Origin of the sequence: Dyella caseinilytica (genome assembly GCF_016865235.1) — a bacterium.
GTDB classification, from domain to species: domain Bacteria; phylum Pseudomonadota; class Gammaproteobacteria; order Xanthomonadales; family Rhodanobacteraceae; genus Dyella_B; species Dyella_B caseinilytica.
The window spans coordinates 1,554,899-1,580,369 of the sequence record NZ_CP064030.1; the positions used below are offsets into that span (position 1 = coordinate 1,554,899).

21 protein-coding genes are annotated in these 25,471 nt (G+C 57.5%); 5 read left to right on the forward strand and 16 right to left on the reverse strand.

The features are described 5' to 3' along the window. Positions 1 to 4: 4 nt before the first annotated feature. The 4 genes from ISN74_RS06650 (at position 5) to ISN74_RS06665 (ending at position 3,673) form a co-directional block, all read left to right on the forward strand. Positions 5 to 436: an ExbD/TolR family protein gene (locus ISN74_RS06650; protein WP_188798573.1), complete on the forward strand. Its 432-nt coding sequence runs from the start codon at positions 5 to 7 to the stop codon at positions 434 to 436. Next, a complete protein-coding gene (msbA, locus tag ISN74_RS06655; protein ID WP_188798575.1) occupies positions 433 to 2,223 on the forward strand; it encodes a lipid A export permease/ATP-binding protein MsbA in 1,791 nt (596 codons plus the stop codon). Before ISN74_RS06650 ends, msbA begins: the two co-directional genes overlap by 4 nt. A gap of 4 nt (positions 2,224 to 2,227) precedes the next feature. Then, a complete protein-coding gene (gene lpxK / locus ISN74_RS06660) occupies positions 2,228 to 3,205 on the forward strand; it encodes a tetraacyldisaccharide 4'-kinase (protein WP_188798577.1) in 978 nt (325 codons plus the stop codon). A 72-nt stretch (positions 3,206 to 3,277) separates the two neighbouring features. Next, on the forward strand, positions 3,278 to 3,673 hold the full coding sequence (locus ISN74_RS06665) for a DUF6165 family protein (RefSeq protein WP_188798579.1): 396 nt from the start codon (positions 3,278 to 3,280) through the stop codon (positions 3,671 to 3,673). A 51-nt stretch (positions 3,674 to 3,724) separates the two neighbouring features. On the opposite strand, the gene tssJ is transcribed toward ISN74_RS06665, so the two are convergent. From tssJ to tssB, 16 genes are all read right to left on the reverse strand, one after another. Then, complete coding sequence (gene tssJ, locus ISN74_RS06670; protein WP_188798581.1) at positions 3,725 to 4,267, reverse strand: type VI secretion system lipoprotein TssJ; 543 nt, start codon at positions 4,265 to 4,267, stop codon at positions 3,725 to 3,727. A 14-nt stretch (positions 4,268 to 4,281) separates the two neighbouring features. Next, positions 4,282 to 5,367, reverse strand: coding sequence for a type VI secretion system baseplate subunit TssG (gene tssG / locus ISN74_RS06675; protein ID WP_188798583.1), 1,086 nt, complete (start codon positions 5,365 to 5,367; stop codon positions 4,282 to 4,284). Continuing rightward, positions 5,364 to 7,139, reverse strand: coding sequence for a type VI secretion system baseplate subunit TssF (gene tssF / locus ISN74_RS06680; protein WP_188798585.1), 1,776 nt, complete (start codon positions 7,137 to 7,139; stop codon positions 5,364 to 5,366). Before tssF ends, tssG begins: the two co-directional genes overlap by 4 nt. A gap of 27 nt (positions 7,140 to 7,166) precedes the next feature. Further along, a complete protein-coding gene (gene tssA, locus ISN74_RS06685) occupies positions 7,167 to 8,741 on the reverse strand; it encodes a type VI secretion system protein TssA (protein ID WP_188798592.1) in 1,575 nt (524 codons plus the stop codon). A 2-nt stretch (positions 8,742 to 8,743) separates the two neighbouring features. Continuing rightward, entirely contained in the window at positions 8,744 to 12,214 is a 3,471-nt protein-coding gene (locus ISN74_RS06690; protein WP_188798593.1) for an ImcF-related family protein, read from the reverse strand. 112 nt (positions 12,215 to 12,326) lie between these two features. Beyond that, the gene (locus tag ISN74_RS06695) at positions 12,327 to 13,538 is read right to left on the reverse strand and encodes a hypothetical protein (protein ID WP_188798594.1); all 1,212 of its coding nucleotides are present in this window, start codon (positions 13,536 to 13,538) and stop codon (positions 12,327 to 12,329) included. A gap of 12 nt (positions 13,539 to 13,550) precedes the next feature. Beyond that, positions 13,551 to 13,799, reverse strand: a complete 249-nt coding sequence (locus ISN74_RS06700) for a PAAR domain-containing protein (protein WP_188798595.1) — start codon at positions 13,797 to 13,799, stop codon at positions 13,551 to 13,553. A 28-nt stretch (positions 13,800 to 13,827) separates the two neighbouring features. Then, complete coding sequence (locus ISN74_RS06705) at positions 13,828 to 15,567, reverse strand: T6SS phospholipase effector Tle1-like catalytic domain-containing protein (RefSeq protein WP_188798596.1); 1,740 nt, start codon at positions 15,565 to 15,567, stop codon at positions 13,828 to 13,830. 127 nt (positions 15,568 to 15,694) lie between these two features. After that, a complete protein-coding gene (locus ISN74_RS06710) occupies positions 15,695 to 16,240 on the reverse strand; it encodes a DUF3304 domain-containing protein (protein ID WP_188798597.1) in 546 nt (181 codons plus the stop codon). 37 nt (positions 16,241 to 16,277) lie between these two features. Beyond that, positions 16,278 to 16,904, reverse strand: coding sequence for a DUF3304 domain-containing protein (locus tag ISN74_RS06715; protein WP_188798598.1), 627 nt, complete (start codon positions 16,902 to 16,904; stop codon positions 16,278 to 16,280). A gap of 37 nt (positions 16,905 to 16,941) precedes the next feature. After that, positions 16,942 to 17,373 carry a DUF3304 domain-containing protein gene (locus ISN74_RS06720; RefSeq protein WP_188798599.1) on the reverse strand — a complete coding sequence of 144 codons (432 nt, stop codon included), beginning with the start codon at positions 17,371 to 17,373 and terminating at the stop codon, positions 16,942 to 16,944. Positions 17,374 to 17,480: 107 nt separating this feature from the next. Next, positions 17,481 to 17,843, reverse strand: coding sequence for a hypothetical protein (locus ISN74_RS06725; protein ID WP_188798600.1), 363 nt, complete (start codon positions 17,841 to 17,843; stop codon positions 17,481 to 17,483). A 240-nt stretch (positions 17,844 to 18,083) separates the two neighbouring features. After that, complete coding sequence (locus ISN74_RS06730) at positions 18,084 to 18,971, reverse strand: DUF4123 domain-containing protein (RefSeq protein WP_188798601.1); 888 nt, start codon at positions 18,969 to 18,971, stop codon at positions 18,084 to 18,086. Between the two features lie 11 nt (positions 18,972 to 18,982). Beyond that, positions 18,983 to 21,331 carry a type VI secretion system Vgr family protein gene (locus ISN74_RS06735; RefSeq protein WP_188798602.1) on the reverse strand — a complete coding sequence of 783 codons (2,349 nt, stop codon included), beginning with the start codon at positions 21,329 to 21,331 and terminating at the stop codon, positions 18,983 to 18,985. Positions 21,332 to 21,458: 127 nt separating this feature from the next. Beyond that, complete coding sequence (gene tssC, locus ISN74_RS06740; RefSeq protein WP_188798603.1) at positions 21,459 to 22,988, reverse strand: type VI secretion system contractile sheath large subunit; 1,530 nt, start codon at positions 22,986 to 22,988, stop codon at positions 21,459 to 21,461. A 159-nt stretch (positions 22,989 to 23,147) separates the two neighbouring features. Further along, positions 23,148 to 23,657: a type VI secretion system contractile sheath small subunit gene (gene tssB / locus ISN74_RS06745; protein WP_188798604.1), complete on the reverse strand. Its 510-nt coding sequence runs from the start codon at positions 23,655 to 23,657 to the stop codon at positions 23,148 to 23,150. Between the two features lie 432 nt (positions 23,658 to 24,089). Here tssB and tssK point away from each other — a divergent pair, with 432 nt between their 5' ends. Further along, positions 24,090 to 25,439 carry a type VI secretion system baseplate subunit TssK gene (tssK, locus tag ISN74_RS06750; RefSeq protein WP_188798605.1) on the forward strand — a complete coding sequence of 450 codons (1,350 nt, stop codon included), beginning with the start codon at positions 24,090 to 24,092 and terminating at the stop codon, positions 25,437 to 25,439. The last annotated feature ends 32 nt before the right edge of the window (positions 25,440 to 25,471 follow it).

Below are 25,471 nucleotides of genomic sequence, written 5' to 3' on the forward strand. Positions count from 1 at the left end.
ACACATGCGTATCGGTAACGACCGTCGTGGCGACGATTTCGAGATCAACGTGGTCTCGCTCATCGATGTGCTGCTGACTTTGTTGATGTTCTTCGTGCTCACGACCACCTTCGTGCAGCACTCGCGTCTGAAAGTGAATCTGCCGCAAGCCAGCGCAGAAGATCGCGACATGCAGCAGCCGGCCATCACGGTCATGGTGGATCGCGATGGCCATTTCTATGTGGGCAGCGACGAAGTGATCGGGCAGGGTGTGGACCCCCTCAAGACAGCGATTGCCCGTGTGGCTGGCGATGACCGCAGCCAGACCGTCACCATCCGCGCCGACGCGATGACGGCACACCAGAACGTGGTCACCGCCATGGATGCGCTGGGCCAGCTCGGCTTTACCCATCTTTCCATCGCGACGACGCCGACCCAGTCGGAAGCGGGCCAATGAGCGAAGGCAAAAAGAAAGTCGCGTTGTGGGACGCGGAAAGCCGCCGCGTCTACAAGCGATTGCTTGGTTATTCGGCCCGTTATTGGCCAGTGCTCCTGATCGCCATTGTGGGCTTCACGGTGGATGGCGGCGCCCTGGCGCTGTTCACTCGTGAGTTGCAGCCGATTATGGATAACCTTCTGACGAAGAAGGATCCTCATCTCATCCATTGGATGCCGATCTGGATTATCGGCATCTTCCTGGTGCGCGGCATTGCGATCTACATCAGCAACTACGGCATGGGTTATGTCGGGCGCAACGTGGTGCAAACCATGCAGCGCGATGTGTTTGGCGCGTATCTTCATTTGCCGACGTCGTATTTTGGCAATGAGCACTCAGGCCATCAGGTTTCGCGAATCACCTTCACCAGTGAACAGATTGCCGGCGCATCGACCGATGCACTGAAGGTGGCCATCACCGAAGGCGTGACCGTCATCGGCATGTTCTTCGTGATGCTGTACCAGAGCCTGTACCTCACCACGGCGTTGTTGGTGCTGGTGCCTGCGATCGTGCTGATAACGACGGCGGTGAGTCGTCGCTACCGCGTCATCAGCCGTCGTATCCAAGGCATGATGGGTTCGGTCACCGGCACGGTGGAAGAAATGCTGCAGGCCCATCGCGAGGTACGCATCTATGCCGGCCAGCAGCAGGCTGCTGAGCGCTTCAAGCAGGTGTCCGGGCGCGCGCGTTATCTCAACCTCAAGATCGTGGCGACCAGTGCCCTATCGGGCTCGACCATTCAATCGGTGGCGTCGTTTGCGCTGGCGGGAATGGTGTTTCTGGCCTCGCGTCCGGCGGTGATTGACAGCATTTCGCCGGGTGTATTCATGTCTGTCCTCGGCGCGATGGGCGGCATGCTTTCCTCGCTGAAGCGTCTGTCCAACGTGCAGTCGACGATTCAAACCGGCCTCTCGGCTGCGGAGAATTTGTTCGCGCTGATCGATACTCCGCCGGAAGTGGATCATGGCACTAAGGTGCTGGAACGTACGCGGGGCGACCTGCGCTTCGAGCAGGTACGCTTGATCTATCCGCGCAGCGAAATGGAAGCCCTGTCTGGCGTGGATCTGCATTGCGCGCCGGGTACCGTTACTGCGTTGGTAGGACGTTCCGGCAGCGGCAAGAGCAGTTTGGTCAGCCTGTTGCCGCGTTTCAACGAACCGACCAGCGGCCGCATCCTGTTGGATGGTGCTGATTACGAAAGCTATACGCTGGCCTCGCTGCGCAAGCAGATCGCTTGGGTGGGGCAGCAGGTTGTGTTGTTCGATGGCACGGTGGCCGAGAACATCGCTTACGGTGAATTGGCCGGCGCCACTGAGCAAGACATCAGGGCCGCTGCCGAGGCTGCCAACGCGATGGAATTCATCGCCAAGCTGCCCAATGGCATCCACAATCAGATTGGCGAAGGCGGCAACATGTTGTCTGGCGGCCAGCGCCAGCGTATCGCCATCGCCCGCGCCATCCTCAAGAACGCACCGATCCTGGTGCTGGACGAAGCAACCAGTGCACTCGATACCGAATCGGAGCGTTTGATCCAGCAGGCCTTGCAGAGGTTGATGCGCGATCGAACCACGCTGGTGATTGCCCACCGTTTGTCTACCATCGAGCATGCCGACCAGATTGCGGTGATGGATCATGGGCATGTTGTCGAGCGCGGCACGCATGCGGAATTGATCGCCATGGGCGGTCATTACGCAGCGTTGCATCGCATGCAATTCAACGAACCTTCTGTGGCCGTGGTTGCCCATTGATGCGATGAGCCTGGCCGAGACGCTCCAGAAGGGCTGGTACGGCCAAGCGCGCTTACCCTGGTGGTGTTCGGCCCTGGCCGGGCTTTACGGCTTGGTGGTGGCTGCCCGGCGTGGCATGTATCGATTGGGTTGGTTGCAAACGGTGCGCCTGCCTTGTCCGGTGATCGTGGTCGGTAACCTGACGGCCGGCGGCACCGGCAAAACGCCGCTGACGCTGGCCTTGATCGAGGCTTTGCGCGAACGCGGCTATCGGCCCGGTGTGGTGAGTCGCGGCTATGGCGGTACGCAGCGCGGGCCCATGCTGCTTGGGGATCTTCCTGATCCTTCCGAGATGGGTGATGAGCCCGCGCTGATCCGCGCAGCAGGCGTTCCGGTGGCGATTGGCCGGGATCGGCCAGCTGCTGCCAAGTTGTTGGTAGATGCCGGTTGCAATGTGCTCATTGCAGACGATGGCCTGCAGCATTACCGGCTGGCGCGCGATATCGAAATCTGTGTGATCGACGGCGAACGCCGTTTCGGCAATGCTCACTTGATGCCGGCAGGGCCGTTGCGCGAGCCGCTGCGCCGCCTGGATCGCGTCGACTTCCGCGTCTGCAATGGTGGCGAGGCGCGGGCTCATGAAGTGCCCATGCGCTTGCGCGGTGGTACCGCTCGCGCCTTATTGGATGGACACGAACAAGCCTTGAGTGGCTTCTCAGGTATGCGCGTGCACGCCGTGGCGGCCATCGGCCATCCGCAGCGCTTTTTCGCTAGCCTGGCTGCGCAGGGCATCGAAGTGATGCCTCACGCCTTCCCCGATCACCATGCCTTCGCCCCAGAGGATCTCGTTTTCAGTGACCATTTGCCGGTGCTGATGACCGAGAAAGATGCCGTGAAATGCCGGGCTTTTGCTCATGCTGACTGGTGGAGCGTTCCGGTCAGGGCTGAGTTGCCAGCCGCTTTTTACGACGCGCTTTGCGCGCGTTTACAGGACAAGGCCTAAACCTCAGGCCAGGAGCGGTATCATAGACGCCGTTTCCGGCTGCGAGTCAGCCTTCTTCTGTACGAGGTTTTCATGAGCCTGATCCAGGTACCGGTGTCCTTCGGCGAGCTGATCGACAAGATCACGATTCTCGAGATCAAGTCGCGGCACATCTCCGATCCGGCGAAGCTTGTCAACGTGCATAACGAACTCAATCTGCTCAATGCTACTTGGGCGAATCATCACGCGTCGCAGACCGATATCAGCAAGGAGCGCGAACGTCTGCTTGCCGTGAACGAAGCGTTGTGGGATATCGAGGACCGCATCCGCCTGAAGGAAAAGGCACAGCAGTTCGATGCAGAATTCATCGAGCTGGCACGCTCGGTGTATTTCCAGAACGACGAGCGTGCGGCGGTGAAGCGCGAGATCAATCTGAAGCTGGGTTCGCAGCTTGTGGAAGAAAAGTCTTACCAAAACTATCGTACGTAACCCGGCACAATCCCGGCCGCTTCGATGGCGGCCGGGCAGATCAGAAACACCCTAGCGCGATACGGTCGGCAGATCGTGAGGCACATCCTTCGACAGCATGATGGCATCGCCCACCAGTTCCAGCGTGAGTGGAGTGTCGGCGGACAGATCTTTCTTCGGCACGACCAGTCGCCAGCTGCCATCGGACTTGGCCTCACGGTAGAAGGCAACGATGCCTATGTACTGGGTGTCGGGCTTCAATGGCTGCGACATGCTTGCACTGCTGCCGGGATAAATCACTACGCCGCGCTCATCTTGCAGATCCTGCGTCAGAATGGTCTTGTCGCTGGCTAGCAAGTCGTCGTAACTCGCGTTCTGAAAGCGCTGGGTATCTTTGAGCTGGTACACACGCACAGCCACGGAATACGAGCGGCCAAGCGGGTCGGGATTGAGCATGGCGCGCGCTTTCATATCCACGTCCAGCGTAGTGACCTTCTTGTAAAAGGTGGCGTGGTACGCGCTGCTCGTGGCGCTAGACATGGTCTGCCATGCGCCGCATGCGGACAGCAGCAGACACATGACGGCGACCATGAGGATTGGGGTGATGGTGCGCATGAGAAACTCCCTTTTTATGCGGCGACGCCGGCAGCGCAGGCTGGTGCGGAAGCCATGGCAGGCGACGGAAACGCTTCATAGCGTCCCAGCGGTATATCTAGTGTTTGCGGCATGCTGGGCTTGAGCAGCATCGTCCAGGACATGCGTGAGCGCGAGTCCCCCAGTTTAGGCGCGGGCATCAGCGCGGAGTCCGCCCGCATCCGCAGCACGGCGTCGGCTTTCACGCCGATATAGCTGCGCAGAAAACCCATCAGATCGCGATACGAAGTGGAGCCTGGCAACAGGGCTTCCACCTGTTCCGCGGAACGGGGGCGCAGGGTGATGCGAACCGTCTTGGTGCGGCAGCGGATGCGACGGCCAATCACATCGCCCTGGCCCAGGCCGCGTGTCGTGGATGCATCGTCTTCGCGAACGGAACGGCCCAAGCATGCGGGTGCATCCACCTTGATCCACACCGAGTGGAATTCTTCGACATCCACCCCGACGCCAGGTACCGCCAGCATCACGACGCCTGCCAGTCCTTCAGCGGTGCGCGTGCGCTGATTGAGCAGACCAAGCAAGGCCAGTACGCGTGAATCGGGCAAACCTGCCTTGGCCGGCTTTTCACCCAGACCGAAGCCGGCCAAGGCGAGCAGATCGCGCGAGCGCTCATCGCGGCCACCCGGCGTAAAGCCCATCGGATAACGGTACTTGGACCACGTGCGATACAGCAGCGTCACCAGCCGATGGTGATACATGTCCAGAAAGGCCATGACCGCTTCGTAGCCTTCGCGCCGAAGGGCAATATCGTTGACCAGATGCGAGGGCATGGCCGCGTCCACACCGTACAACCCCATGAAGGTGGTGCGTACATCAGGCGGATGGTGTGGATGCTCTTCGTCCTGCTCAACGGCGCTGACTTCCGATGCCGGAAAGCCCATGCGCGGCCAGGGCCGGAAGCGCACGGGCTCGTGGTCGGCATTGTCTTGCGTACCCAGGCCGGGGCTTTCCGGCGCCTGCAATTCAAGCAATCGGCATAGCTGGAAAAATTGCATGCGTGGCGCACGCGCCATCAACGCCTGCATCAATGGCGTCATGGTTGCTGCGTTAAAGCTGTTCATAGTGGCGATCGCTCTGCAAAGCTGCATGGCCAGGTGATGCGCTGTCCATTGGGCAGGCTTACGATCCTTAGCTGGGTGTATAGATTCATTTCGGCATACTGTGCAAAGAAGCGATGCAGAAGTTCACCGAACAGATGCACATCGCCTTCTCCGGCGAACGCGTGACTGTCCAGCGTTATCTCGATCAGCACGCCACGCACGATGCCGCCGCCTGATACGCGTTCTTGCAGCGTCTGTGTCACTTGGCGAATGCCGGCGAGGCGGCGCCGGTTGAGTTCGTCGTCAGTCCAGTCGTACAAAGCGAGTGCGCCGCGCAGTACTTCGGCATCCATCAGCGAAAGGAAATTGGGCGCAAGGTGCGATAGCACGCGCCACTGGAAACGGTCGTGCACAGGCGGGTAGACCGGAAGCGTCGGCGTGCATAGATGGCGCACGCGCGTGACATTCGGCGCATTGCCCACCACCTGGTTGATGCTGGCTTCGCGCAAACTTTTACGCGGCAGCATGCCATTGGTTCCGGTGACGCGCAGCGAAAGCGTTTCTTCCGGAAGATCCTGCATGGATGACCAGGCGTGGCCGCCCAGGATCAGCGAGGTGACATACAAGCCATTGGCGCCTTGCCGTGCCCGGGTATGGAAGTAGCGCTCCGGTGCTTCATGTCGAAGCATGCCGCCACGATGGCGGAAACTCGAAAACGGGACGTAGGCGTGGCGTTCGGCCGTGTCGTGATCGAACGATTCCACCGCATCGACCGAGTAGGTTTCCACGTATTCGCCGTGATGATGTGCGGGCACCACGCGATATTCCGTATCGTGGTGGTTGACGTGGATCGGTTCGGCATCCAACTCAAACAGGTTGATAATGGGGGTGCAGAACAGTCGTACGTTTTCCGTACTAAATCGCATGTCGAGCGGATAATCATGCTCAAGCAGCACTTCCACCTCGAAGCTGTTGGCTTGCTCGGGCAGTAACGAGATATCCAGGCCACACACGTCGACGAACAGAAATTTTTCGCGGAAGGTGAAATATTCCAACAACAGCTGATAGCCGGAAAAGGCGGCTTCCGCCTTTGGCCATAAGCGGTCTTGTGGTGCAAAGCCGCCCGCTTGAAAGCGTACCTCGGGCAAGGGTACCGCCTCGCCATCGCGCACTTGCGGAATGCGCCAGGCCACCGCTTTGACGTGACGTGTCAGCGCCAGATGCATCGCGGTCGCCACGGGGAGATCCGCGTTCAGATATAGGCGAATGGTGGACAGGTCCACCGACTCGCGCCGTGCGGAATGATCCAGTTCGAAGCGCAGGCGAATCACCGACCGGCCATCGTGCCGCACCGCCGGCATGGCCTCGGTCAGACTGATGGGTTGCAGGGTTACTGGCTGCGTGGTGCGATACATGCAGCGCACGCCGGTACCGCCGATCGCGTCGGAACGTACCGTGATGCCAGCGTTCAATACTTCCGTCTGCTGGAGCGTTTCGCGCGAAGGCAGTATTTCCAGCATCGACAGCGACGGAATCATGCGCAGGTAGTGCGGCCACAGCAGGCTCACCAAGCCTTCGGTCAATTCGGGCAATTCATCGTCGAGTTTCTGGCGCAGGCGTGCAGTCAGAAACGCGAAGCCCTCGTGCAGACGCTCCACATAGGGATCGCGATCGCCAATGCGATCGATATTGAGCGCGCGTGCCCGGTCCGGATGCCGTTGCGCGAATTCCTTGCCTGCTTCACGCAGGTAGCGCATCTCGGCTTCGTAGTAACGCAGAATGGGGTCGTCCATGGGCGATATCCGTAAAAATAAAGTGCATCAGCTCAATGTGGCAGCGCGCGCGGGATCAAGCCGGGTCAGTTCGCCGAGCAGTTGTTCGATGTGATGGGTCAGCGTGACTTTGTCCGCATGCTTGCGGTTCAGGCCCTGACGAAGCACGCGCAGCAGGTGATGTTTCAGCTCGAATGTGAGCGAAGGCTCCCAATGGAGCACGTTCAATTCGCACACCGATGTATCCAGTTCGTGCAGCAGGTGTCGCGCCAGATCATCACGGCCGGCCTGGTCGGCCAGGCGGGCCATCAGCCAGCGTTGCAGAAAACGCTGGCGCGCCGATAGCGGGCCGGGCAACTGCGTCAACCACGCCAGCGTGGCATCGAGTCCTTCGCTATCGAGCAGGTCTCGCGACTGCGCTTCGATTTCCGGCCAGTCAATACCTCTTTCCTCCGCCTCGCCGGTCGGCATCGCCGCGGTCAGGCCATGAACGGGGTCGAGTTCGTGTACCACGGTATTGCGTGCGATCCATTCCAGTGTGGCATCGTCGGCAAACGGAGTGCCATCGCTGAAGGCCAGCCGTTCCACGCCTGGCAGTCGTGACAGCAATAATGAGAAATCCGTATGCAGCAGGTCGCGCCACTCGCGATAGGGCGAGCCGGCATGGTCCAGTGCCATATGCTGGAAATACTGCAGATCCAGCCACAGATGGTTGGCGCCTTCCATAAACGCGCCTTCCACGCGTTCGAGTAATTCGTGCCACTGCTTCTGCAGTACCAGTCGCTTCAGTTGCTGGCGAAGCTCACTGCGCGGGGCGATCAGGCGGGTGCGCGATTTATTGTCTGAAGGCGGCACTTCGTACACCGTATCCCAGCGCACGCAGCGCACCAGACGTGCCGATGGCAGGTAGCCATTTTCCTGATTACGCAGATAGGCGGCCATCACGCGTGCCCGCTCGATGAGGTCACGCGTGGAAACGACTTCTCCTGGCGCAGAATGCGCTTTGGCGGCAAGCATTGGCGCAGCCGGCGATTCGGAAGCGATTGCAGGCGCCTCATCGATCTCAAAGCGCGACACCAGCGGCTGCAGGTTGGGGCGCATGCCTTCCGGCCAGGTTTGGGTGCGCCTGACCAGCAGATCCAGCGCCGCGATCGCACGTTCCAGATCGGCGGGTTCGAACGCGCCGCGCGTGGCAAGCAGATCCATCATCCGCGTAGCGGCCAGCCATTCCAGGGCGCCCTTCTTGGGCTCCTGGCGTGAGGGTTGGACTGCGGTGCCGTAGCGCTCCACCAGTGCGGCGGTCAGCTCCAGGCCGTCTGCAAAACCTGCGGTACCGTGTTGGCGCAAGCGTGCGAAGGCGTAGTAGCCGGCCAGACGAAGATCCTTTCCGGTTTCCTTAAGCAGTTGCTCGCAGGAGCGTGCGATCAGCGCATCGTCGATATCCGAAAGCTTGGCCACTTCATCGCGAATTGCCAGAAAGGCATCTTCATAGGCGACATCGCGACCCACGCCGTCCGCGCCGGACAACGGGGCCACCCAATCAGCCCACACCGCCAACCGTTCTTGCAGCCACGCTTCCGGGCTGCGTGCGCCAAGCAGTTTTTTCAACAAATGGGTGAACATGCTTAGTCTCTTTCCGGCAGCGCAATACGTGGCAACAGGGAGGAGGGCGCGTCGCCCGAAGCGGCTACGCCATCGGGTGGCAAGGGGCCACCTTCGACGCGTCGTGGTGCTTCGCTGCTCGCAAAAATGCGGGTCGGCAGCACAAAGTGCCGCAGTGCCAACACTTCCAGAGGCCCTTTGCCGGTTTCGCTGCGCAACTGCACGCGCAGATCCGGCATGGTGCTCAGTGATGGCTTCCAGGTGAGCCGATAACGGGCGCTGTCCTCTTGCGTGACCGTGGCGTGCTCCAGCAACCGGATGAGACCGAAGCGGCCTTCGAATTGCAGCGTGGAGCGCAGGCCGCCCTGCTGGGTTTGCCAGGCGAGGTGGGTGTCGTTATCCAGAGCATCGCCAGGCCACTCGAATGGCATCCAGGCTTCGCGCTGGTTGAAGTAGTGCAGCGTGCGGCCAGACAGCACGATCGACAAATCCGTGATGTCTGGGGTTGGTACAGCACGCAGTTCGTAGCGCAGGTGCGCGTCGCCCGAGGGAAACAGTACATTGGCTACGCGTTGCAGGCGATTGAGTGCCTCCAGGAAGGCCGAGTCGACATGCAGTGACTGGTGTCCCGTGCCTTGTACTTCCACCCAATGGTCGCCCTGACGCTCCACGATCCCGCCCAGCTGGTTTTGTACAAACTGCATCAGCACACCGTTGTTTGCGCCCAGGAAACGCGCGAGTTGCGGCAGCGACGCATCGTTGTCGCTGTCGGCAAACGGATAACGTCCATCAAAGTTGGCATGCCAGTCTGCGACCAGGGTGCTGCGCCAGATGTCATTGAGGCTGGCCGTGGCGGGCTTCAGTACGGCATCCCACGCCTGGTCCAGGGGGCGCTGAAACAAAGCGTCTCCAAAGCCGCCCCATTGTTGACCAAAACTGGCTGCCACACGGCTTGCATAGTCGCGACTGTCGGCCAGTTCCGACGTCTTGCCCTGCAGGATAGCCTGCGCAGCCACGCGCGACATCGCATCCGGATCATCGCTCATCATGATCTGCTGCAACTTTAGTCTCACTGCTGTTACGCGTTCCAGATAACGCGACAGGCTCATGTCGCTATCGGTAGCGGCGAGCGCCCCCTTCTGCTGCGCATTCGTGCTGTCGCCGCCGGTCAGTTGCAGCAGCGGTCCGAACGCGTTAGCCAGCGGTGAGGCGTTGGCTGGCGTGATGTTCTTGGACGGATCGGGTTCGTCGCGTTGAACTAGCTGTTTTGCCTTGTTTACCAACGTGTCGGACAGCGATGCCACATCCGTGCCGGCGCCGGCCTGATACTCGATCACCTTGAACAAGGCCACCAGAGGTGAGCGCTGCGGATCGGCCAGCAGGTTCATCTGATCGACTGTGCCGGACAGGGAGTTATCCGACTGCCAGCGCACGCTGTTGAGAAACTGCTGCCAGGCGCGCGCGTAGTCGCTGAAATAGCGTTCGCGCAATGCCGTGCGCAACGCATCGGCCGACGGCGTCGCGGAAGAGGCCTTGCTGTCGCTCAGCACCCAATCGCCCTCAACGGTGCGCGTGGAACCCGCTTCGTCGATCGCCTTGCCGATGCGCTCGTCCCAGGCGCTGCGTGTAAACACGCCAGCAATGGTTTCCGAGGTGGAGAACAAGCCGCGGCTATTGGTATCGCCCAGCAGGGTCTGCAGAGAGACCGGTGGATACTTATCGCGATTTTCTGCGAGGATCTGCTGATACACCGTGTCTGTCGAGTTCTGCAGGCCGATCACACCGACCAATGTCTGGCGCGCGGCGTTCACCAAAGCCGGATTGGCCGGCACGGCCAGCGATACACCATCCGGCAAATAGCTCTTGGCTAAGTGATTTACATGGAAAGTCACCAGATGCTGCATCAGATCGTTCCACGCACCGACACTCAGCGATGAATCCAGCGGACGTTGTGCGGCCGATTCGCTTAACAGCAACTGTGTGAGAAAAGGTGCATCCGCATGCTTCGGGTCGGCCAACATCAAATACGCCTTCAGATCCGCATAAGCGCCTTTCACAGTGTCGTCGCCGCGGCTGGCAAGCGCCTGATCGGACAAGGTGCCGAGCTTTTGCAGCTTAGTTTCCAGATCTGCGTGCAGCGGTTGCACAAGTGCACGATCGCTCGCCTCGGCGTACGGCGGCCACAACGCCGCCTGCAGAGCCTTGTCACGATTCAGGCCAAAACGCATGCGCCATGGTGCGCCATGCTGTTGATGCGTCTCCAGCGTATCCAGTTCCTTTTGCACCATGTCCAACGCTTGCAACGATTCCGTACGGTTCTTGGCCGCCTGCACGGTTTGAAGCGCTGTTTGCACACGCGTAATGGCCTCGCGATTGAGCGTGAACGAGATCAGCGTACCCAGCAGCCATCCCGCTACGCAGGCGGTAGCGATCCAGGCAAACAGGTTCGACCACGAGAAACCTACACGGTGTCCTCGCACGCGACGGCTGTGCGCAACGATGGCTTCCCAGGTAGCCTGATGGGAGGGTGACGCGTTGTCGAAGCCTTCGACATGGCTCGACTTTTGTTTGAATGCCGGCGCAAAGAGCAGGCCCGAGATAAGCGCTTGCCGCCGATAGCCGCGGCCGTTCTGCGAGAGGCACTCCACCAACGCGGCTCCTTGTGAGGCGATGTACCCGGAAAGTTGCGCAAGGTACCGCACTTGGCGTTGCTCGCTCATGCGCTTTACGGCCGTGTCCGCCAGAAGGCGTGAAAGCTCTGTTAGCGCGGTCGTTTCTCGTACGTTTTCAATGCGGCCCCGCCACGTGCAGGCAACAGCCTCACCATGCTCAGGAACGGCGCCGTCTACATTTATTACGTTCAATACATATGTAGGAGCGGCCCAACGCAACGCCACGGTTTGCGCAAACCAATGTTTGGATAACACATCTGCGTCGAGCGGCGACTGGCGATGTTGGCTGCCCGACTGCACCACCACCATGGCATCCACTGGGCGGCGGCGAGTGCGGGCAATGGCGCGGAGCCATGCCATGTCTGGCCGCTCGTTCGAACCCGCATAAAGCAGGACTGCTTCGGGAAGTATTTGCCAACACGTTTCGGTTAGACCCGGCACCAGAGATTCGATGGCTTGTGTATCACCCGAGACAAGTAGCCAACGGCGATTGTAGCGCCACCGCCAACCATCGTAGGGGCGAAGAAGGCGCTTAAGCTGGTCCAGGCGCTCCTCGACCGTGTCGGCGTGCACTTTATACACCGCCGGATCGCGTTCATATCGCGTCGATTGGAGTACGGACGAACGGCTGGCAACAAATAGCCAAACCGCTGCGAGCTTGTCCTGAAGCAATATCAAGACAAGACCCATCAACAGCACAAAGATAACTCGGTGTACGGGGGACGAATCGATGTTTGCGCCAATGAAATAAGCTGCGAGGGCAGCGAGCACAGTCAATGCGCCCATCACCAGCCAGTAAATCGAAATTCTATTCAACTTCATTCCATCAATTCCTGCTTTCTTGGTGATGGCTGTCCATGCATTCGTTGGTTGATGGCGGTGCTATACGCCAGTGATGGAACCGAGGCCAAACATGCGCACGATGCTGTACCCATCACGATGCGGGTCTCACGACAGACATTTGCAAATGCGCTTCGCGACAGGCAATAAGTACAGGCCTGCCACACTGAGAGCTATGCTCAGCCGCCAGTACTGCGGCGAGCCATGAAGCGGCTACGCCGGCGTTACCGATGGCAGCATCGATATCGTGTACACCTGTAAGTGCCCCATCATGAGAGAAACTGAGCGTTACATTGTCTGCATCTCGCAGTAATTCAGGCTTGTCCGCCTCGGATAAGCCCGCTTGCCAAACATCGTGGACGTCGGATGCATCCGCGGCGCCCCACATCAATACCTTGCGCAAATCGTCCCGGCGGTCTGGTGCTGAAAATTCGACGGGACGATGGATAAGGGCCTCGACGTCGAGTTTGTATCGCGTCGCCAATGGCGGCCACGCCAGTAGCATGGCTGTTGCCGCCTCGGCACTGTTGGGTGCCGGCTTTTCATGTAACTGGATGGCCACAATAAGTGTGAACTTCTCCAAGGCACAGCTCTGACGAAGATCGAGCCAATCATCGAGTGTGATCAGACCGCGTGAGTTTGTAACCAGTTTCGTATCGGATGGTCCAAGCCCAAGTGTCTGCCAACAGGCTTGCCATACATCTAGCCATTCTCCCGACGTCTTGATGTCAGGCAGATACAGGTACGTCTCCAGCGGAATGTTGCGTGGGAGGTGAAGCAGCATCCCTTTCATCGAGGCTAATAAGTCCACTACGCACTCATGGAATCTTTGGTCGATATCTTCGCTGTCAGAATCGGGGAGCTGTGAATAACGCAGTGTTTCGTTATCGACAGCGAAGGCACGCGACTTCAGCGCAACGTCTCTGCCAATGACGCGCCGAGCCGCATGGCCGCGGCCTAATGCACATATGTATGCCGTGCGAAGCACCGCGAGCGGCTCTCTCGCAAACGCAATGGCTCGCTCGCGGTCTTGTTGGCGAACGTTATGCGTTGCTTCGGCATACGCGCTGTGGCTTCGGTAGTAATGCAGGCGCAAAACCAGGGCGGTCAACCACCCCGCGACGGGGAGAAGCAGTAACTGAATCCAGAACAAAGGCGTTTCGCTAGGCTTGCTGCCCGACCATGTCAGTAAGGTATAACCAACGCCCGCAGCCATGAATACAACAAACAGGAATAGCCATGCGCCGACCCGCGGTGGCGATGGGGGAATTTCCTCGTAGGTGTCGCTGGCAAGCTCAATAGGCATCGTGTGGGCTCTTTACAGGCTGGAGATCAGATGACATCCACACGTCGCGCGATGACCATGGCGTGCTACGGGAATACCACTCTCTGTAACCTTGGTGTCGCCCTCGATAATCAAGTTGGGCTGGACATCAGGGTGCTTGGGACAGATCACCGCGTCTCCTTTGCGTGCGACAAATCGGCCACGAATGCGCATCTTGGCCGAGGCGCTGATCACTTTGCCACCATGGTCGGTATCGTCGCCGTGCCGAATGAATTTGCTCATGAGTTGCCTCAGGACTAAGTGGAATTGATCACGCCAGCTGCGCGAATGTGGTCTGCGCAGAAGCCTGCGAAGTCGAAACGGGTTGAGTGTTGGCGGCGGTTTGATCGCCAGTCCAGGCGTTCTGATAAATAGTGCGATAACGCAGATAGCCGCCGGTGATGCGATAAGGTTCCAGCTTTTTGGCAACGTGAAAACCTGCGCGGGAATCGTGGATATAGTCATCCATAAGCTTGCTTACTCCGTCGGGCAGGTTCGCAGCATTGTTGATAGCGGCCAGCATGCCCTGCGTCGTGGCGTCTACCGGTTCGGAAGGATCTTCGTTGAATGCCCGATAAGAGAGTGTCTCCAGGGGCGAGCTCGCAAATAGCAGATCGTCAGATTTACCCTTTGTTACGCGCATGCGCTCGCGTACCTCCGCCATCTGGTAGGTGAAGTCATTTTGTGCTTCGACCAAATCCTTCTGGTCTTTGAGTGTGGACTGCTTATAAAAGCGGCGTGTCGACAAGCCTTGTCCGGCATTGAATAGCCCCGCGCGCCATTGCAAGTATTGACGTGTGTGCTGGTGTATCACATCGAGAACGGAGTCCTTGCCGGATGCAGCGCCTATGCCGCATTCATCCCAGAAGGCGTTCACCGCCTGAATGAGCGCCGGGGGGCAAGCGAAGTCCTGGACAAGGTCGGGGCGCTGTTTGATTTCTTCGACAGTACGTAAAGGCACCCCCGCCTTGATTGCCTCGTGGTGCATATCAATCAACGGAATCTGCGACAGCTGCGATAGCTTGCCCTGTTCGGTCGGCAAATAACCACCGCCCACATCAGAGTGCACGCCAGGATAGGCCACCTGCTTCACCTTCGCAGCCATTTCCAATGGAAAGCTACCCCGTTGCTCATGCAGGGCGATGAAGTGCACGCACTGCTCCACCGCTGGGTGAATGTGCATGTTGCCATCGGCCCACGCCATGTGCCCGTCGAAACCTGGTATGGCACTGGGCGAGCCGACGGAGGCGACCGTATCGAATAGACCCATAAAGTAGAGACGCAAGGGCACGCCCGCCAAGAAGTAACCGCCATCATCTTGTTTTAGGAGTTCGCATAGCCAATTTGCAAATACTCGCGCCTCGGCGGCGCCGCGCGAAAAACCGAATACAGCCACATTGATTTGCGTCACTTTGCGTTGACTGTTTTTTACGACGGTCGCAAGTTCTTTTTCCCAATTGCGAAGAGCCCTACGGCGATAAGGGGTTTCGAAAAGCAGATTACTTAACGATGAGCTCATGTTGTTGACGATGAGCTTGGCTTCCGAGTCGTCGAACAATACCGTGCCCGTAAGATAGGCATGTAAGGCATTGTAGACTCGCGTAATGCCCCAATTGATGCGATCCGCGCCCATATAGCCTGCGCCCATGCCGGCCCAATCGGTAAGCCATTCGGTATCATCACCAATTTTATCCCAGGGGGTGCCGAGGCCGGGTATGTAGAAGGGGAAAAAGCCATTCTCAAGATCATCGATGGACGAGTTGAAAAGGCGTGCAACGTTACTGTGCTTGCCACACGCTGTTTGCGTGCCATTGAGTCCAGGCTCGTTCCAGTCTTTGTTATTGCCGGTGCCATCGAAAAAAAGGCTGGCATAAACTTGCCCTTGGCATTCGCTTGACTCCTTGCTATTGATGCAGGTCAAGGCTCGTGCCCGTTGCATAGTTTCACGTGGCGTGAGCTTACGAAATCCATCAGCGGGCATCGGGGCGGGGATGGTTATGGTGTATGGCATATATGCTTCCCTGCGTTAGTATTTTTCGCGTATCAAAACTTGGCTTCGTCACCCTTTAGTCACCCTTTAAAGGGTAGTTTGGGAGGCCAAGACCTAGCGTGGTCACAAATACTTTTACGTTGCCATCTCAAAGGAAATGTACGGCAAACATGCCTCCATCTTCTGGACGATAGGGCGGAACTTCAACGGCGCGCTGCTGGGGTGTTCCCATTTCCAGCCCACCCCAATGCAAGACGACGGTCATGCCTGACTTGTATGTGCTTGGAATAGAGATGCAGTGGGTGAATTTTTCGCCACCTTCATGTTTTCCAATACAGGGACATCCCGCGCTGTTGACTGAGAAATAGCCAATATCATGGTTGGTGTGGTTATATCCGACCACATCTAGTGACATTGTGTCGTCGTTAGCGAAGCAGCCACTGAGCATCGTGACATGAATGATGAAAACCCCAAACTTTGCGGGTGGTTTAAACATGGGCTTGAAATATCGTGTTAGTGATGCTTGTGTTGTGAGTGGATGACGTGCTGCAAAAAAAAGTGAAGACGACCATCCGCTCTTTGCGCTGGGCAATTTTTTTATGCACGCTAATACTTGTGATCGAAGAATGGCTTTGATATGTGTGCACTTGCGAAATCTTTCAGCGGGCATCGGGCGGTAATGGTCGTGGTGCATGGCATATATGCTTCCTTGCGTTGTGAGTTTGTGCGTGTCACAGCTTGGCTTCATCGCCTTTCAGTGGATAGTTCGGATGCCACAACATGTATCTAGTAACAAACACTTTCACGTTACCATCTCGAAGAAAATGCACGTGAAATTCGCCACCATCATCCGGGTGATAGGGTGGTACTTCGACGGTTCGCTGTTGGGGTGTTCCTATTTCCAATCCGCCCCAGCGCACGGTGACAGTCATGCCTGGCTTGTATTTCTCTGAAATAGAGATGCAGCATACTGACTTTCCGCCCTCATGCTTACCTTCATAAGCACCTCCTGCATTGTTGACTGAAAAGTAGCCAATATCATGATCCGTATGGTTGTATCCGACCACGTCTAGTGACATTGTGTTGTCGCTAGCGAAGCAGCCGCTGAGCATCGTGATCAGCACGATGAAAATTCCAAACCTTGCGAGTCTTTTAAACATGATCCTGAAATATCGTGTTAGTGATGCTTGTGTTGTGAGTGGATGACGTGCTGCAAAAAAACGTGAAGACGACCATCCGCTCTTTGCGCTGGGCAGTTTTTTTATGCACGCTAATACTTGTGATCGAAGAATGGCTTTAATATGTGTGCACTTGCGAAATCTTTCAGCGGGCATCGGGCGGTAATGGTCGTGGTGCATGGCATATATGCTTCCTTGCGTTGTGAGTTTGTGCGTATCACAACTTGGCTTCGTCGCCTTTTAACGGGTAATTTGGATGTTCTTCGTAATACTTGGTCACGAAGACTTTAATGTCGCCATTGCGTAGGAAATGCACAGCAAAATGACCGCCATCTTCTGGTCTGTACGGAGGCACAATGACTGTGCGGGAAGCGGGGTTTTTACCTGCTTCGTCGCTCCACGTAACAACCACAGTCATGCCGTGTTTGTACTTTTCGGGGATGACTATGCAGCAAGAAAATTTTCCGCCGCCATGATGCTTCATTAGCAACGACCCGCCCTTACCGTTCACCGAAAAATCGCCAATATCACGATCGGTGTGGTTGTAGCCAATTACATCCAGCGACATGGTGTGGTTTCTGGCGAAACAGCTGCTTAGCACCGTGATAATAGCGACGAGAATTCCAATTATTGCGATTTGTTTAAGCATGATCGTGAAATCTCGTGTAGGTGATGTTGCGTATGACTGTGCAAGTTCTCGTACATGGGCTTAAATGTGCGTGTCCATGATTGAGGCGACGTTTTTGATCTGGATGGCTAAGGGGCCCAGCGTATAGTGCAGTCGAGGCTAGGGGTTGTAATGATCGCAGCGGTATAACTTGCCACGAACAGAGCGATTCCGGTTATGGCAATGATAGGTGTCGCGCAAATGCATCGCTTGGCAGAAAAGGGAGGTGTCACCATCGCTACCAGGGCAATGAAGCTGGATGCGATGAGCATTAAGAACGGGATAGGCCACCAGAACGCGGCGAGTATGATTAGTGCGCCAAGTGCGTCTCCGGCATGGCAGCCATAGATATGGTAGCCAACGAAGATCGATACGCTTATTGCTGCCCATCCGAGCGTGCTTACTATAAATGCTGAAACACCGCGAATAAGTGCATCAAATAAAAATTTCATGGCAATGATTTCCGTCTTTTCTTGTGGCGTATTGGTTAATTTTTTAGACGGTTATTTTTCGATGGTTCGTGGGTTTTGCATAATGTCCATATGCTGTCCGGCACTGAACTGCATCAGTCCACAAAGGGCTGCGCGTGTGATAGAGGGCGAGCTATTGGCGTGTGTATTGCCCCCATTAGGCCTGCCATAGAAGCCCAGATTCCACTGTCGGGAGTGGCTATTACGTATGGCATAGAGTGCTCATTGCGTTATCACGTTTGGTTGCGTGCTTTTGTTCAAGACTTCAGTGGACTGCCATAGAGGTTCTCCGGTGTTCCATACGCTTTCCGGTAGGGCATCGCACCAGTTCGCAAAGGACTGCGCGTGGACTGATGATGGTGATGCCAGGCGTTCCATAGCCAACGGGTGGTCGACAAAGTGGCCCGATGTATGCAGCGCTAACATCATGAATTGGACCTGGTCGTTCTTTTCGTAGAGAGCATGTTTCCGAGCCAGTCGACACTGTTCGGCAATGAAGGGGTGGAGCACCGAATAGGGCACCCGTTTGATCTCTTCCCGAAGGGTTCGACGCAATTCGAAGATCAAAGTATCGGGCTCATTCGCGGCAAGAAGCGTTTGCGCTTGTGCAACATCGAGTTGCAGGGGCGCGGTTATGGTTTGAGGCGTAACTCCACCCGACAGGGTTATTGAGTGTTGCTGTTCAACACCAAATCGATCGATGCTGCTCCATTGAACGATGTGCTGGGTAAAGAATGCCCGTTGATCAGGGCTCAAAATATCGAGCCATACGGGTAGGATGCGAGTGTCGTACCAACGCATAAGCATGGTTCGCCCATTGGGCATATGTACTAGATGAAACTGCCTAAGATGCTCTGCCATGGTCATCAACGGAGCGGATGCTGCTAGCTTGCTTAGGCAAGGTTTTTTCTGGCCTATGCGAATGATTTCGTCATGCAGTCTTTGACTGTCATCGTTGTGGCGGGTTATGTCGATGAGCAGGGGGGCCAGTTCTGGGAGTGACTCCTCTGTGTGACCCTGAAACAGCGATTCGTAGGGCATGCCCCAGTGCTCCAGCCGATTGAAAAATCGCATCTGTTGGCTGGAGTCAAGCAGCAGGTAATGAAACATTGGCGAATCCATCAGGTTACGTACACTCCAGGCGCACCCTGACGCATGGCGTCAATCAGGCAGCTTTTACAGGCGGTGCGGGGAAACTGCGGTAATGGCCTCGTGCTGGAGGCGGCTTCCACGGTGTCCCAAAAAGCGCATTTTTCGTAGATATCCCCTGGGGTACCGTTTTCGATGCCAGCAGGGGTGATTTTGATGTAAGAGCCGCCTGCGCCTAGCCAGATTTCCTTGTCGGCGGCAATGATCACTTTCCCAGCGCTGCTGGTAATAGTTAGATCTTTGAGTGCAGAAAGGGACAACGCATCGGACTGCGCTTGGGCGTCCCATTTGCCTTGAGCGGCGTAGAGCTTTATGCCTTGGCCTTGCGCAAACACAGATATGGCGTTGCCCGCCGCAACGGTCACATTTCTTGTGGCGCCAATATCAACGTTGCCGCCTGCGGTGGCGATGAGATTTTCAGCGGCATTGAGGTGCAGCGAGCCACCCGTAGTCATGCCTGCGCCGTCGGGTGCGCTAAGCAGAATGACCTGTGCCTGCAAATTCTTGAGTCGATCGGAGAGCAGCGCGTTTTGCGTGGCAATATCGGCAGCGAGAGCCTGCGCCGTTTGTGCCGTTTCCGAAAGAGCTTGCATCTGTGCCTGCGCTTGTTGCAATTGCGCCATGGCTGTCTGCATCTCCAACTGCCTGCCATTCGCACTCGGCTGTGAATCGGCGCTGATAAATACGCCTTTGGCTGCGCGCACACTCGCATGTCCATCGGTGCGCAATTCCGCGCCGGTACCGCGTTCGTTGTTCTGGTCATCCACCATATGCCCCAGATTGAGTTCGCTCGTCTGGGTCGGTGTGGTGAGGTGGATGTGTTCAATACCCTCGCGATCTTCCATGCGCAGTTCGTTCTGCGCGGCGGTGCGGATCAGGTTGCGTGTGTTGTTCTGGTTGGTGACCAGATCGGTGTGCTGGCTGTTGTGGACGGCGCCGACGATGTAGGGGCGATCGGGATCGCCTTGGGTAAAGCCCAGGATGACTTCCGCGCCGTCGATCAGCGGAAAGTGGTGGCCGTAGTCACGGCCGCTGTAGGGTTTGGCGAGCCTTACCGGGCGGCTGGTGCCGCCGGGGCTCCAGGTATCCAGATCGAACGGCAACTGCACACGGTATTCGCCGTCGGCGTTGAGGTAGGCGTACTTGTAGTTGCCCGGCGACATGATGCGTGCCGGAAGCAGGCCGCTGATGGTGGGCCAGGGTAGCGGCTGGCTGCGATAGGGACGATCGGCGGGGATGGCTTTAAAGGTATTGCTATAAGCCTTATCGCGTGCCGCTTCGTGGGCGACGGCGGTGATCACCAGGCCGTTAGGCGCATCGGGCAGCGTTGTGTCGCTGATCTGCAGCACGCTGCCAGCGCCCAGGGCGAGGACGTTGCCGGTGCCGTCATAGGTGATCTGCTGGGCCAAATGCGCCTGATGGCGCAATTGTGCAAGGCGTTGGGCATCGTCGGGATCGTTTTGATGCTCGCCCCAGCGGTAATCGGTGCCTTGGGTGGTGCTGTCGTCACGAGCGACGTTGGCATCAGCGAGTAACGAGACGCCGGCGGTGCGATGGTTATCGTCGTTGAGGTGAACGGTCTGTGTCACCCGGCGGCGTTGCTGCGCGAGCGATTTGATCGCCTCCGTACCGGTGCTTTCCAGGCCGGCGTCGGCACGCATCGGTGCAGTCTGTCCGCTTCGGTCATACGCATCGAGATCGTCACCGAATACGATGACCTCGCGGTCCACCGTTTGTTGGAAGCGGAACCAGATGCCTTCGTCCGCCGCGATACGTTGCAGAAAATTGAGCGTGGTTTCTTCGTATTGCGTGGTGTATTCACGCGTTGGGTAGGTGGCGCGCAGGCTGAACTGGAAATCGGTGGCGGTGAAGCCGGCATGGCGCAGCACCGCTTCCAGGATCTCTGGGGCGCTTTGTTGCTGGAACAGGCGGCTGGTGACGTCGCGCGACAGATCGGCCAGGCGTGGTTCGAGTACCAGGCGGTAGTGCGTTTGATCGGCGGAGGTGCTGATCTGGTGAAACTCGGTGATCAAGCCATGAAATACGCGTGCCGGAGCAGGGCTGGCCAACGTATTGGCGAGCTCGCCCACCAGAGATGCCAGCGACATGACGGTCAGGTCGATGGGCTGGATAGCGAAGCTGGCGGTTTTGCCCAGGATGGAGGCGGTCGTCAGGTCAGCGAATGAACTGGTGACGTCGATCTCGAAACGATACGGGGTGCTTAACGGTTCCTCGCCCTTGAAACTCAGTACGGAAAGCAGCGCGGGTGTGCCGGTGATGCTGAGGTGATAGGCCTGGCTGATGGAGGGTGTTACTGCCATGGGAAACCTTTTCCTTGCGTCACGATGCGATGGATTCACCGCACTGCATGGGGTTTGAACAGGATGGCTGCCAGCTTCGATAAGAAAGCTGGCAGCCATGGCTTCGGGTTGTGCTACGTCGTAGCGATTAGCTCTTGGCTTTAGGCATCTGCGAGACCAGCGACAGGCCAATATCCATGCCTTCCACCTGGAAGTGCGGCACGATGAAGAGCTTGATGCGGAAGAAGCCGGGGTTGTCTTCGATGTCTTCCACCGTGACCTTGGCTTCGCGCAGCGGGTGCGAGGCTTGCAGGTCGTCGCCCGGATCGGTCATCTCGGTGACGAGGTTCTTGATCCAGTTGTTGAGTTCCAGCTCAAGCAGGCGGCGGTCCTTGGTGGTGCCGATGTTTTCGCGCTGGATCAGCTTGAGGTAATGCGCAATACGCGAGAGCAGGAAGATGTACGGCAGGCGCGCGTTGATGCGGCTGTTGGCCGTGGCTTCCTTGGTGTCGTACAGCGCCGGCTTCTGGGTGGAGTTGGCGGAGAAGAAGCACGCGAAGTCGTGGTTCTTGTAGAACGACAGCGGGATGAATCCGAGGTTGGCGAATTCGAATTCGCGTGTTTCGGGGATCAGTACTTCGGTAGGGATCTTGGGCTGGTAGCCGGTGCCGAGGTCGTACAGGTGCACGGGCAGGTCTTCCACCTTGCCGCCAGCCTGCGGGCCGCGGATCTGCACGCACCAACCGTTCTTGATGAAGCTTTGCACCATGTTCGCGGCGAAGGCGAAGGCAGCATTGACCCATAGATAGCGGTTGTGGTCCGGACCTTTGACGGCTTCCTGGTAGTTGAAGCCACGCACGGGCTTGGTATCCGGCCCGTAGGGCAGGCGGCCCAGCACACGCGGCATGGTCAGGCCGATGTAGCGCGCGTCGTCGGTGTCGCGGAAGCTCTTCCACTTGATGTATTCGGCGCGATCGAAGTAGTTGCCGATGTCCTGAATGGCGGCGACTTCTTCCATGGTCTCCTTGCCGAAGAAACGCGGACCGGCAGAGCCGATGAACGGCATATGTGCGGAGGCGGCGACCTTGGAAATGTTGCGCAGCAGGGCAACGTCTTGCGGCGAGTTGTCGAATTCGTAGTTGGAAATGATCGAGCCGATGGGTTCGCCACCCGGGGTGTCGTATTCCTGGATGTAGGTATGGCGATACAAGCCGCTCTGGATCACTTCCGGCGTGTCTTCGAAGTCCTGTTGCAGGGCTTCCTTGGAAACGTCCAGCACCTCGATTTTCACGTTTTTGCGGAAGTCGGTGCGGTCGACCAGGAATTTCAAGCCGCGCCATGCGGCTTCGATCTGCTGGAATTCGGGGGAGTGCATGACGGCGTCGAGCTGTGCGCTGATTTGCGCATCGATGCGCCCGATGTGGAAGTCGAGCAGAGACTTGTCCAGGCGGTCGATCTGTCGGCTGGCGTCGCCCACCATTTTGAGGAACACGCTGACTGCACGCGCCATGCGTTCATCGGCAGGCGATTCGGAGAGCAGGTCGTTGTCCTGGAATGCTTCGAGCGGACGCGCTTCCTGCACCGGGCGCAGATTGATCTTGTCGCAAAGCGACTCGTAAACGCTGCGGCCTTCGAGGACGACGCTGGTGGTGTTTGCTTGGGTTTCCTTGCTTGCCATGGTGAATCCTTAATAAGTTGCCGTCGGATCGGGAGCGAGGTTGCGCGCAGATATGACAGGAGTGCGGCGGATGGCTAGCAACTCGAACGGTCCTCTGTTGGCGTGTCCTCGTCCGCTGTTTTGCGCCGCCTTCTCGGGCGTGGAGACAGGGTGGAAGGATCAGGTGTTGCCAGCGGGCTGTGCAGTGGCGATCTTTTCCAGATCGTCGCGTAGGCTCTGCGATAACGACTTGTCCTTCAGGATGCGCTCCAGCTCACGGCGGAAGGTGCCGTTGTCGAGCAGGTTGGATTTGAGATCCCGCAGCAAATTGCGCATGGCGAGAAGCGCCTGAAGTTCAGGAATCTGGCGTGCAACCGCTTCAGGTTCGAAATCCTTCATGGATTTGAAATCGAGCGCTACGGCAAGTTCGCTGCCATCACCGGCCAGTGCGTTGGGTACCGCGATGGTGGCTTGAGGATTGAGTTCGGTCAGCACTGAGTCGAAGTTATTTTTGTTGATGTCGATTTTTTTGCGTTCGGCCAGAGCGGTCTGCTCCTTGCCTGCACTGTAATCGCCCATGACCAGAAGCTTGAGCGGTAACTCGACCCGCTTCTGCACGCCGCCTGTATGCAGATCAAGGCTGATATTGACGCGGGCCTTGGGAATCTCGCGCTGATAGCTCTCTGCCATGTTTTTCTCCTGAAAGGTAATGACACGGTGTGTCAGTGGATGCGATGAGTCGGACGGCATGTGATCGATGTAGGCATCGGATCCCATGTTGCCGGCCATTTTTGGGGTTGCGTATTCGCTCTGGACGTCCTGCATCCACTGATCACACAGGGATATATCAGGCAGTCGGCAGGCATCATCGCCCGAGCTGAAGAATGCATTGCGTGGGGGATGGAAACAGCCGCACCCATATCGATGTGATGGGTGGGGTTTGTTTGAAAGGTTGAGTAGGAATCACCTGTAGTCCCATGTCGGGAAAAAGGAGTGGCGCTATCGGCGCCTGAAAGAATGTGCATTCTCGCGCGACCATACGCTCTGCAAAGTTGCGCTTGCGCAGTCGCGTGGACTGGGGCCTCATTCGCATCGTTTATCATTGAAGACGGGGCTTTTGCCATGCGTGCACAGAAGCCGCTGTGGCATGAGGGGTTGATCCTCACACCGCAGCATTTTCAACAGCAGGAACAATGGTTGCGGTTTGCCCACCGGCAATTGGCGTCTCTGGCCTTGGCGGAGCCGTGGGGCATGCTTGGCGTGGATGTAGACGAAGAGGCGTTGAATGCAAGCCGCTTCAAGCTGACGCGTCTCGCTGTGCGGCTGCCCGATGGAACATCCATCGATACATCTGTGACTGATATCTTGCCACCGGCGCGGGATCTGGCACGCGATGTGCCGCCGGATGTGCTCAGCATGACGGTTTATGCAGCGCTTCCCCTGTTGCAAGCCGATGGAGACAATTGCCGATTCGATGATGTGCCATCGCCGAGGCCGCGTCGTTATGTCCGGGAGTTTGCGGAAGTTGTCGACCAGAATGGCCATGGTGTTGAAGAGCTATCGGTGGAGCGGCATGCCCTGCGCCTGGTGTTCGAATTCGAATCGATGGCGGACGATGTGGTTTGTCCTGTTGCGCGTCTGAAGCGTGGCACGAATGGCCGATTCCAGCTTGACAATGCGTATGTACCGCCTTGCTTGTTCTTGTCGGCACATACCGCGCATCTGGAGCGTGCGACGCGAATGGCGGATATCTTGTTGGCCAAAGCCACGGCACTGGCGGCGCGGCGGGGTGAACGCATCGATCAGGTTGTCGAGTTTGGTGTGGCCGATGTGTCGCTGTTTTGGCTGTTGCACTGCATCCATACACATTGGCCGAGGCTGGCTTTTCTCGCATCGCATCCGCAGCAATCACCGGAACGGCTTTATGCAGTGCTATCGGAATTGGCCGGCGCATTGATGACGTTTTCGACTGGTCATGGATTGTCGGAAATTCCACGGTACGACCACGCGCGGCAGGATGAAATCTTTGCCAAGCTGGAGTCACTCGTTCGCACTCTCCTAAATGCGATTATTCCGTCGCGCGTTATTCCCATTGGACTGGTCAAGCGCGGTGCCACTTCATGGGTCGGACGGTTTGACGATGATCGCTTGCTTAAGAATGCGGATTACTACCTGTCGGTCAGTGCCTCGTTGCCGGCGCTTCAGCTGCTGGAACTGATTCCGCGATTGTGCAAAATCGGTGCGCCAGACGACGTTGAGCATATTGTGAACTCCGCATTGATCGGGATTCCCTTGAAGCCCGTCCAACGCGTGCCTGCGGCTATTCCTGTGCGTTTGGAAAATCAGTACTTCGCACTGGATGCGGCCGATCCGGCCCATGCGCGCATGCTGGCCGCACATGCTTGCCAGATTTATCTTCCGGCCTCGGTGCCGGAGGCTTCTCTTGAATTGTTTGCGGTGCTTCCGTCGTGACTATTTCGATTTTCGCCAAAATTAAACGCGCG

Excerpts from the sequence above, each read along its gene's own strand:
- ISN74_RS06690 (WP_188798593.1), bottom strand. The coding sequence starts at position 12,214 with ATGAAGTTGAATAGAATTTCGATTTACTGGCTGGTGATGGGCGCATTG.
- ISN74_RS06665 (WP_188798579.1), top strand. The coding sequence starts at position 3,278 with ATGAGCCTGATCCAGGTACCGGTGTCCTTCGGCGAGCTGATCGACAAG.
- tssA (WP_188798592.1), bottom strand. The coding sequence starts at position 8,741 with ATGTTCACCCATTTGTTGAAAAAACTGCTTGGCGCACGCAGCCCGGAA.
- ISN74_RS06710 (WP_188798597.1), bottom strand. The coding sequence starts at position 16,240 with ATGCACCACGACCATTACCGCCCGATGCCCGCTGAAAGATTTCGCAAG.
- msbA (WP_188798575.1), top strand. The coding sequence starts at position 433 with ATGAGCGAAGGCAAAAAGAAAGTCGCGTTGTGGGACGCGGAAAGCCGC.
- lpxK (WP_188798577.1), top strand. The coding sequence starts at position 2,228 with ATGAGCCTGGCCGAGACGCTCCAGAAGGGCTGGTACGGCCAAGCGCGC.
- ISN74_RS06715 (WP_188798598.1), bottom strand. The coding sequence starts at position 16,904 with ATGCACCACGACCATTACCGCCCGATGCCCGCTGAAAGATTTCGCAAG.
- ISN74_RS06650 (WP_188798573.1), top strand. The coding sequence starts at position 5 with ATGCGTATCGGTAACGACCGTCGTGGCGACGATTTCGAGATCAACGTG.
- tssC (WP_188798603.1), bottom strand. The coding sequence starts at position 22,988 with ATGGCAAGCAAGGAAACCCAAGCAAACACCACCAGCGTCGTCCTCGAA.
- tssF (WP_188798585.1), bottom strand. The coding sequence starts at position 7,139 with ATGGACGACCCCATTCTGCGTTACTACGAAGCCGAGATGCGCTACCTG.
- ISN74_RS06695 (WP_188798594.1), bottom strand. The coding sequence starts at position 13,538 with ATGCCTATTGAGCTTGCCAGCGACACCTACGAGGAAATTCCCCCATCG.
- ISN74_RS06725 (WP_188798600.1), bottom strand. The coding sequence starts at position 17,843 with ATGAAATTTTTATTTGATGCACTTATTCGCGGTGTTTCAGCATTTATA.
- tssJ (WP_188798581.1), bottom strand. The coding sequence starts at position 4,267 with ATGCGCACCATCACCCCAATCCTCATGGTCGCCGTCATGTGTCTGCTG.
- ISN74_RS06700 (WP_188798595.1), bottom strand. The coding sequence starts at position 13,799 with ATGAGCAAATTCATTCGGCACGGCGACGATACCGACCATGGTGGCAAA.
- ISN74_RS06730 (WP_188798601.1), bottom strand. The coding sequence starts at position 18,971 with ATGTTTCATTACCTGCTGCTTGACTCCAGCCAACAGATGCGATTTTTC.
- ISN74_RS06705 (WP_188798596.1), bottom strand. The coding sequence starts at position 15,567 with ATGCCATACACCATAACCATCCCCGCCCCGATGCCCGCTGATGGATTT.
- ISN74_RS06735 (WP_188798602.1), bottom strand. The coding sequence starts at position 21,331 with ATGGCAGTAACACCCTCCATCAGCCAGGCCTATCACCTCAGCATCACC.
- ISN74_RS06720 (WP_188798599.1), bottom strand. The coding sequence starts at position 17,373 with ATGCTTAAACAAATCGCAATAATTGGAATTCTCGTCGCTATTATCACG.
- tssK (WP_188798605.1), top strand. The coding sequence starts at position 24,090 with ATGCGTGCACAGAAGCCGCTGTGGCATGAGGGGTTGATCCTCACACCG.
- tssG (WP_188798583.1), bottom strand. The coding sequence starts at position 5,367 with ATGAACAGCTTTAACGCAGCAACCATGACGCCATTGATGCAGGCGTTG.
- tssB (WP_188798604.1), bottom strand. The coding sequence starts at position 23,657 with ATGGCAGAGAGCTATCAGCGCGAGATTCCCAAGGCCCGCGTCAATATC.